Below are 770 nucleotides of genomic sequence, written 5' to 3'. Positions count from 1 at the left end.
CGGGAATTACGCTGACGTTTTCAAAAGCTGTTTTACACCACTCAATAAAATGGAATCGGTCTTCGTTACGGCGCTCTTCAATCGCGCGGTTTTTCTCGAATGCTTTTGGGTCAAAACCTGCGTGTTCTACCGCAAGCGAGTGGTCAACGATAAGCTGGGTTTCAACCACTGGATTCACTTTAGACGGGTCACCGCCCTGATCGGCAATCGCATCACGTAAACCTGCTAAGTCAACAAGCGCTGTCTGGCCTAGAATGTCATGACAAACAACACGTGCTGGATACCATGGAAAATCAAGATCACGTTTGCGTTCGATGAGCTGCTTCAGGCTGTCTGTTAATACGCTTGGATCGCAGCGGCGTACGAGCTGTTCGGCAAGAACGCGTGAGGTGTAAGGGAGCGTTTCATAGGCTCCAGGAGAGATAGAGTTTACGGCTTCGCGGGCATCAAAGTAATCAAGTTGAGTCCCCGGAAGCGACTTACGGAATTGGGTATTAATAGTTGTGCTCATGGTTTGCTTCCATTCAATCTGTACATCTTGGCCTTCTCCCCATCACTCTAGAAACGCTACTCTAGCAAAGCAGTTTGGAGAACTTGATTGGAGAACTTTTTGAGATGTAGTCGCTCTAGTAATGTTTGTGACGAGAAGTCCTCCTTCTTCTGCCAAGAGAGAGTGAAAACAGAAGAAGGAGGAGATAAACCAATCAAAGCATGTAATGACTTTGACTGGCTTTCGCGCTAGCGATTCTCAATAGGCACCCACTCTTGAT

At 47.3% G+C, this 770-nt stretch carries 1 protein-coding gene; it reads right to left on the bottom strand.

All coding sequences use genetic code 11. The features are described from left to right. Positions 1-511, bottom strand: a 511-nt coding sequence (locus tag R7190_RS26900) for an aconitase family protein (RefSeq protein WP_318137801.1), incomplete at its 3' end; no start/stop codon positions are given. Between the last annotated feature and the right edge of the window lie 259 nt (positions 512-770).

Source organism: Vibrio sp. 1078-1, from assembly GCF_033340475.1.
Note: the sequence above shows the minus strand (reverse complement) of the source record. Positions and strands in the feature narration are given on the sequence as shown.